Source organism: Arthrobacter sp. (assembly GCF_030540645.1).
Classification (GTDB): domain Bacteria; phylum Actinomycetota; class Actinomycetes; order Actinomycetales; family Micrococcaceae; genus Specibacter.
Map to the genome: position 1 here is coordinate 1 of NZ_JAUNVV010000113.1, position 7,870 is coordinate 7,870.

A 7,870-nucleotide genomic window follows, 5' to 3' on the forward strand; every position below is an offset into this window, starting at 1 on the left:
TTATTGTAGGTCACAGACAACGCTCAGGAACTGCACAGCGCCCCACATGACAAGTGTCAGATAATCAGGTCATGGAACCACGCGCTGCAGCACTCCCCAAGCTCACCCGGGCCGACGGCGAACCCATCCGTGCCCTTGTGGTGGACGACGAACCGGAGCTGGCCGACCTGATGCGCCGGGGCTTGGAAATCAGCGGCTGGGACGTGGCCGTAGCCCATGACGGCTTGGCTGCATTAAAGATTGCCCGGGAATTCAACCCCGACGTGCTGGTCCTGGACGTCATGATGCCAGGCATGGACGGCGTGGAACTGCTGGGTCGCATCCGCGCCATTCACCCTGACGTGCCGGCTCTGTTCCTGACAGCCAAGGACGCCGTTGCAGACAAGGTAGCGGGTCTGAAAGCCGGGGGCGACGACTACGTCGCGAAGCCCTTCAGCATGAAGGAAGTGCTGCTGCGTCTCCACCGGATCGTGCAGCGCTCCGGCGTCACCGCACCGCAGTTCGCCCTGCTCACCGTTGGAGATCTGACGCTGAACAAAGACACCAAGAACGTCCAACGCAGCGGCGTTGATATCCCCCTCACCTCGACGGAGTTTGAGTTGTTGAAATTCCTGATGGAAAACCCCCGCCACGTCCTGAGCAAGGCGCGCATCCTTGAACGGGTGTGGAACTACGATTTCGGCGGCCAAAGCAACATCGTCGAACTGTACATTTCCTACCTCCGCAAGAAGATCGACGCTACTGACGAACCCATGATCCACACCGTCAGGGGCTCCGGCTACGTGATCAAGCCATGTCTCTAAAACCCTCCTCGCAAAAAACCGCCAAGCCCACGACCCCTGCCACCCGCGCCGGGCTGCGCAAGGCGCTGCACCCGGGCACCTGGCTCCTGAGCACCCGTCTCGTCGCCGTCATGGTAGCCCTGTTGACAGTGATTTGCGCGCTGGTGGGCTTCGTCAGCTACACCACCTTGAGCGTCACGTTGAACAACCAGTTGGACACGTCCGTGCAACAAGCCACCGGGCGTACCATCGCGTTCTATACCAACGCCAACTCCAACGGCACCCAGCCCGACCCCCTCAATGCCCGGGCCACGAGCGCCGGCCAGCTCAGCGCGGTCTTGAGCAACGGCGTCGTGCATTATGCGGGGATGCTGTCCAGCACTGGCACACGCCAGCAGCTCACCACGACCGATGCCGAAACCCTCGCCTCGCTGCCCATCAACGGCCAACTGCGCAGCAAGGACCTCTCCATTGGCGAGTACCGGCTCCAGGCCCGCCCCACACCCGACGGCGACACCCTCATCACCGGCCTACCGCTGGCCACCACGCATCAAACCCTCTCCGCCCTGGTGCTCTCGATCATCCTTGTCTCACTGGCCGGACTCGCAGCGCTGGGGTGGCTGGGGACCATCATCATCCGCCGGAACATGCGGCCGTTGGAGCAGCTTTCAGAGACCGCCACGAAGGTTGCCGCGTTGAGGCTCGACGCCGGAGAGGTCGCCTTGAGCGCGCATGTCCCGGACGCGGTGTCGCACCCAGGCACCGAAGTAGGGAATGTGGGCAACGCGTTCAACGCCATGTTGGAGAACGTCTCGCACGCCTTGGAAGCCCGCCAGCACAGCGAAACGAAGCTGCGGCGCTTTGTCGCCGACGCCAGCCACGAGCTCCGCACCCCGTTGACGGCGATTCGCGGCTACGCCGAACTGCTTTCCATGACGGAGCCGCTGAGTCCCGACGGCCAGGTGGCGCTGCGGCGCGTGCAGGACCAGTCGGTGCGGATGAGTCGGCTGGTGGAGGATCTGCTGACCCTAGCCCGGTTGGATGAAGTCCAACAAGCCGACGGTGGCGCCGCCAATGGTGCTGCTTCCACGAACGGGATCATGAAGGTTTTGCCCAACCCCGTCAACATGAGCCCGCTGGTTATGGAAGCCGTGCGTGACATTCAGGTGGCCACCCCTGATCACCGCTGGAGCTTCACGGTGCCGGACGAACCAGTCGAGGCATTCTGCGACGAGACGGCTCTGCGCCAGGTCATTTTGAACCTGCTGGGGAACGCTGCCAAGCACACTCCGGCCGGTACTGCCGTCCATGCCGGGCTTTCACAAAAGCCCGATGGCAGCTGTGTCCTGGAGGTCAGCGACAACGGCCCCGGCATTGACCCTTCCTTCCAGGAGATCATCTTTGACAGGTTCTCGCGGGCAGATCAGGCGCGCACCGGAACCACGGGCAGCACCGGGCTGGGGTTGAGCATTGTGCAGGCGATCGTGCGCTCACACGGCGGAACCGTGGGCGTCACCAGCACGCCGGGCAACACCATGTTTTCTGTGCGGCTACCCGGACTAGCCGCAGTCGCCACGGCAGGCACCACGGCAGGCGCGCAACCCAGCGCAGTAGAAGATGCAAAGCATGGAGCTTCCCGGATAAACTAGCGAGGTTGGCTACGTCGAAGGGAGCAGAGTGCCGTTCTCTCCTTTCAGGCTGCTTCGAACTATTTTGGTTGGCGCCACGATTCTGGGCCTGGCTTCCGGCGCACACTTGTTGGGTGGTGGTGCCCTCCCGGCTCCGGCCATCATGGCGGCCATCCTTGCCCTGCACATCCTGTGCTCCAGTATTGCCACCAAGTTTCGGCTGACACCGGCTGTCATGGTCGCCTTGTTGGCCAGCAGCCAGCTTGTTCTGCACCAAGGATTTGAAACGCTCTCACACGGCATCGCACCCATTGCAGCTCCGGGCACCGAGGCCCTCGACCAGCATGTAATGTCCGCTGAAGCCCACGCCTCTGCCGTGATGTCCGCTGCCAGCATGGCGGGCGCTCCCGGCATGGCAGTTCTCGGCCACGCAGCGCACATGTCCGGATGGATGCTGGTTGCACACATTGCCGCCACCCTGGTTGCCGCCGGTCTGTTGGCCTATGGTGAAAATGCTCTCTGGTCTCTCGCCGGCTGGCTGCGGCCTCTATACGAACGTGCCGCCGCGGTTCTCCTCCCACCAACACACAGTCCGCGACCCGGTATTATTTCGCACCCCCTGCCCTGTATACCGTGGCGCAATCAACGCCCCGACACCCGCCGCGGGCCTCCCCTCTCGGCAGTCGTCCCCGCTTAGCGCCCTTCGAAAACCTCGCAGGGTGCCCCTCCCTGCATTCTTGCCCTTTCGAAAGGTTCCACCCATGCGTTTTTCCCGTACCCTCAAGTCCACCGCCGCCATCGGGGCCACCGCCGGATTGATGATGCTTGGCCTCGGTGCCGCATCCGCCCACGTCACCGCCACCCCTACTGAAACCGGAGCCGGCGCGTACTCGCTTGTCACCTTTTCCGTGGGCCACGGCTGCGACGGCTCACCCACCACGGCCGTGACCATCACACTGCCTGAGGAACTCAACGACGCCACGCCCACCGTCAACCCGAACTGGGCCATCAGCAAGACGATGGAGAAGTTCGACTCCCCGCGCACACTGGCCAACGGCAGCAAGATCAGCGAACGCGTCTCCTCCATTACGTACACTGCCAAAACCCCGCTGGACGCCCACGAGCGTGACGCCTTCACCCTGTCCGTGCAGCTACCCGAGGCCGCCGGGACCACCTTGAACTTCCCCACGCTGCAGAAGTGTGAAGTGGGCCAGACCGACTGGAAGGAAATCCCGGCTGCCGGGGCCGACCACGACTCCGTGAACGCGCCGGCACCCGCATTTGTTGTCAGTGCGGCGGTGGCCGGCGACGGGCACGGCGGACATGATGCCACGGCGTCCACCGAGGCTGCCGCACACACCACGGACGACGGCGGCACCTCCTGGGCTGCCTGGGTGGGCCTGGGCGCCGGGCTGGCAGGGCTGATCTTGGGTGGCTTGGCGTTCCTGCGCACCGGCCGCAAGGCGTAACCTCGCTGAATCGTTGCACAAACGTGGCTTTCCGGCTTGTTCGTGGTTTATGAACCGCGTTCAAGCCGGGAATCCACGCATGTGCAGGGAAGGTGCGGCTGTGCCGGGCCGGTTTCTGCTTCATTTTTGGCTGCTGGACTAGTTGACTCTGGAAACTAGGAGCGGAACAGTGGTGCCATGACTACATCGCTGCGGGACCTTGCCAAGCGAAGCTCTTCTAAAAGGCTGTTTGCCCTGATCGCCGTGCTTGGGCTTGGCGCCTCATTGGCTGCCTGCGGCCCGGGAAACTCCTCCGACGGGGCCACCACCCCACAGGCCAGCACAAGCAATACCGCTGACACAACGGCGAGCGCAACGGCGGCATCCGCGTCAGCTGAGGCACCGACGTCGTCCCCGGCCAGCACCGCCCCCGCCTCTGCCAGCAGTGCGCCAGCAAACCCGGTAGTAGCACTGTGCACGGCAGCGTCGTTAACGGGCATCCTGGATGATACGGGCGGCGGCACAGCTGGGCACATTTACATGAAGCTGATTCTGTCCAACAGCTCCAGCACCAACTGCATCTTGGACGGCTACCCAGGAGTGTCCATGGTGCTGGCCGGCACCAGCACGCCCATCGGTGCTCCGGCGGAACGTGACCCCTTGGCACCGTCCTCCGGGCCCATCACTTTGGCCCCTGGGCAGAGTGCAACCGCGGTTCTGCGCTACACGCAAGCGGACAACTATCAGGCGGCCTGCCTGCGCGTTCAGGCAGATTCAATTCTGGTGTATCCGCCCAGCGCCTACGACAGCTTGGAAATCCCCCACCCGCTGATCGCGTGCAGCAATGCCGACATCAAGTTGCTGAGCATTGGCGCGTTCCAGCCCTAGCGTCTGCCTCTGGGCAAAGTGAGGAACTGAACTGGTTCTTCCTCGTCGAACTCTTCAAAGGAGCCGATGAAGTCGGGCGGGCTGTCCAGGGATTCCCGGCGTCTGCCGTGGCGCAACTCGTAAAGCTTGTTGGCGGCAAAGGCCAGCACTCCGGTGGTCAGCAGGTGCAGCGCCCCACCCCACACATCTGCGTGGATGACCATGGCCAGCAGTCCCGTGAAGGCCAAGGCGCCACCCGCGGTCATGAGCAGCCGAAACCGTTCAAAGTAGCCGTACACAACTAGTCCGGCACCCAGCACAAGCCATGGCCCAGCCCCGTGCAGGAAAGGTATGAGCGCACTGAGAATAATGCCGGCAGCGGTGCCGCCAACCAGGTACAAGTAGTGGTTTCGCGGGGCCAAGAGCCATGAAGGGTTCCGCCACAGCCAGAGGCCGCTCAACGCGCCGGCCAGCAGGGAGCCCGCCACGAAGAAGGGCGCATCCACGCCGTTGCCCCGTTCAGCCATCATGCTGATGGCTCCGGAGAACAAAAAAAGTAGCGACAAACAAAGCAAGGGAAACCAATTGTTTCCCACGTGTCGAGTCCGCACTGCGCTTGCCGTCCTTCCCGTTCCAGGTGTTGGAGGCATCGCCGGGCAAGACTATTGCAACGGACCAGCAACGGCATCCATTGCCACTCCTACAGCTAGATTACCGCCAGTCACGGGCACTCACGGACAGCACTCACATTTTTGTTGGCTCCATGACTCGGTACGCCACATTTCTTCCATGGGCAGTGCCACAATGTCGGTGACATGCGGCATGATGGAGCCGTGCAGGAAACCACCTCCAACACCGCCATGAACGAGTTCGCAGCTCCCACGCGCGAATGGTTTCTTGGCGCGTTCGGCGCCCCAACCCCAGCCCAGTCAGGCGCGTGGGCGGCCATTGCCGGAGGTGCACACTCGCTGGTCGTGGCACCTACCGGTTCCGGTAAGACGCTCGCGGCGTTCCTCTGGGCCTTGGACGGGCTGATCGCCAGGGCCGGCACACCCTCCCCCACGAAACAAGGCACCCGCGTCCTGTACATTTCGCCGTTGAAAGCTCTCGGCGTCGATGTGGAACGCAATCTGCGCGCACCGCTGATAGGTATCATGCAGACCGCCAGCCGGCTTGGTCTGGACGCCCCGCAGGTCAGCGTCGGGGTGCGCTCCGGTGACACCCCCGCCGCTGAACGACGACGCATGCTCAGCCACCCTCCGGATATTCTCATCACCACGCCGGAGTCGCTGTATTTGATGCTGACGTCCAAAGCCCGCGAAACCCTCACCGACGTCCACACGATCATCATCGATGAGGTGCACGCAGTTGCAGGATCCAAGCGCGGGGCCCATTTGGCGCTTTCCCTTGAGCGTCTGGACGTCCTGCTGGAAACCCCTGCCCAGCGCATCGGCCTCTCAGCCACGGTGGAACCGCATTCCGCCGTGGCACGCTTCCTGGGCGGCAATGCGCCAGTGACCATCGTGGCCCCGCCCAGCGCCAAAAACTGGAACCTGCGCGTCACCGTGCCCGTGGCCGACATGACCGAGCTGCCAGCCCTGGTCTCCGGCCACAGTACCGACCCAAACGCGGACCCGCCACCGGCACTCCAGCCCAGCACGTCCATCTGGCCGCATGTGGAGGAGAAGATTGTTGACGCCGTGCTGGCCAAGAAGTCCACGATCATCTTCGCCAACTCCCGCCGACTGGCCGAGCGGCTCACCGGACGACTCAATGAAATCTATGCCGAGCGCCTGGAGCTGGCAGCGTTCGAAGAGGCTTCAGCCACGCACGAACGTGATGACACGCACGACGGCGCCCCCTCCGACACTGGGTGGCGCACTAATACCCGGTCCCCCAGCAAGCTGTCCCTCAACGTCCCGACTCCCACGACGCCCCCTCGTCCCCCGACCCCCGCCAGGTTGCCTGCGGAGATGATGGCGCAGGCTGGTTCGGTGTCCGGGGCAGCAAATGTACTGGCGAAGGCGCACCACGGCTCCGTGTCCAAGGAACAGCGCGCACTGATTGAGGACGATCTGAAGTCCGGGCGGCTACGTGCTGTGGTGGCCACGTCCAGCTTGGAGTTGGGCATCGACATGGGGGCCGTCGATTTGGTGATCCAGGTGGAGTCCCCGCCGTCGGTGGCCAGCGGGCTGCAGCGAGTGGGCCGTGCCGGGCACCAGGTGGGGGAAATTTCAGAGGGGATCCTTTTCCCCAAGCATCGTGCCGACCTGTTGCATTCGGCCGTCACGGTGGAGCGGATGCTGGCAGGTCAGATCGAACCGCTGTCCATCCCGGCCAACCCGCTGGACATCCTGGCCCAGCAGACGGTGGCTGCCACGGCATTGGAGCCATTGGATGTTGATGTCTGGTTTGAAACAGTGCGGCGCAGCGCACCGTTTCTGGCCCTGCCACGCTCCGCGTTCGAGGCCACCTTGGATTTGCTGGCCGGCCGCTACCCCTCGGACGAGTTCGCCGAACTGCGCCCCCGCATCATTTGGGACAGAACCGCCGGCACCATCACAGGACGCCCCGGAGCGCAGCGGCTCGCCGTCACGTCCGGCGGGACCATTCCGGACCGCGGGCTCTTTGGCGTGTTCATTGTTGGTTCCGAAGAGTCAGGAGCCGGAAAGGCTGCCAAGGGTGGGCGGCGCGTGGGCGAACTCGACGAGGAGATGGTCTACGAATCCCGAGTTGGTGACGTCTTCGCACTCGGCGCCACGAGCTGGAAAATTGAAGACATCACCTTTGACAGGGTGCTGGTCTCCCCCGCCTTCGGCCAACCCGGGAAACTCCCGTTCTGGAAGGGGGATTCCTTGGGCCGCCCGGTGGAGTTGGGCAGGGCGCTGGGTGCATTCATCCGGGAAATCAGTGCAGCACCGCGTAAAAGGGCCCTGGCCCGCTGCACCGCCACGGGCCTTGACGAATGGGCCGCCAACAACCTCCTCGGCTACCTGGACGAGCAGAAAGCCGCCACCACCCAGGTCCCGGATGACAAAACCCTCATGGTGGAACGCTTCCACGACGAGCTCGGCGACTGGCGGGTAGTGCTGCACAGCCCCTTCGGCATGCCCGTCCATGCACCGTGGGCGCTCGCCGTCGCCGC

General features: G+C 63.7%; 7 protein-coding genes. 6 read left to right on the plus strand and 1 reads right to left on the minus strand.

From position 1 onward, the window contains the following. The first annotated feature begins 71 nt into the window (after positions 1 to 71). The 5 genes from Q4P21_RS15185 to Q4P21_RS15205 all read left to right on the plus strand — a co-directional run bounded on the left by Q4P21_RS15185 (position 72) and on the right by Q4P21_RS15205 (position 4,746). Positions 72 to 803 (plus strand): response regulator transcription factor, encoded by a 732-nt coding sequence (locus Q4P21_RS15185; RefSeq protein ID WP_303389568.1) that lies wholly within the window; start codon positions 72 to 74, stop codon positions 801 to 803. Then, complete coding sequence (locus Q4P21_RS15190; protein ID WP_303389569.1) at positions 794 to 2,431, plus strand: cell wall metabolism sensor histidine kinase WalK; 1,638 nt, start codon at positions 794 to 796, stop codon at positions 2,429 to 2,431. Before Q4P21_RS15185 ends, Q4P21_RS15190 begins: the two co-directional genes overlap by 10 nt. 28 nt (positions 2,432 to 2,459) lie before the next feature. Beyond that, positions 2,460 to 3,107 (plus strand): hypothetical protein, encoded by a 648-nt coding sequence (locus Q4P21_RS15195; protein ID WP_303389570.1) that lies wholly within the window; start codon positions 2,460 to 2,462, stop codon positions 3,105 to 3,107. Between the two features lie 64 nt (positions 3,108 to 3,171). Next, entirely contained in the window at positions 3,172 to 3,879 is a 708-nt protein-coding gene (locus tag Q4P21_RS15200; protein ID WP_303389571.1) for a YcnI family protein, read from the plus strand. Between the two features lie 177 nt (positions 3,880 to 4,056). Next, on the plus strand, positions 4,057 to 4,746 hold the full coding sequence (locus Q4P21_RS15205) for a DUF4232 domain-containing protein (protein ID WP_303389572.1): 690 nt from the start codon (positions 4,057 to 4,059) through the stop codon (positions 4,744 to 4,746). Here the strand turns inward: Q4P21_RS15205 and Q4P21_RS15210 are convergent. Then, positions 4,743 to 5,255: a hypothetical protein gene (locus Q4P21_RS15210; RefSeq protein WP_303389573.1), complete on the minus strand. Its 513-nt coding sequence runs from the start codon at positions 5,253 to 5,255 to the stop codon at positions 4,743 to 4,745. The genes Q4P21_RS15205 and Q4P21_RS15210 overlap by 4 nt on opposite strands. A 285-nt stretch (positions 5,256 to 5,540) precedes the next feature. Between Q4P21_RS15210 and Q4P21_RS15215 the strand changes: the two genes are divergently transcribed. After that, a partial coding sequence (locus tag Q4P21_RS15215; RefSeq protein ID WP_303389574.1) for a DEAD/DEAH box helicase occupies positions 5,541 to 7,870 on the plus strand: 2,330 nt, incomplete at its 3' end.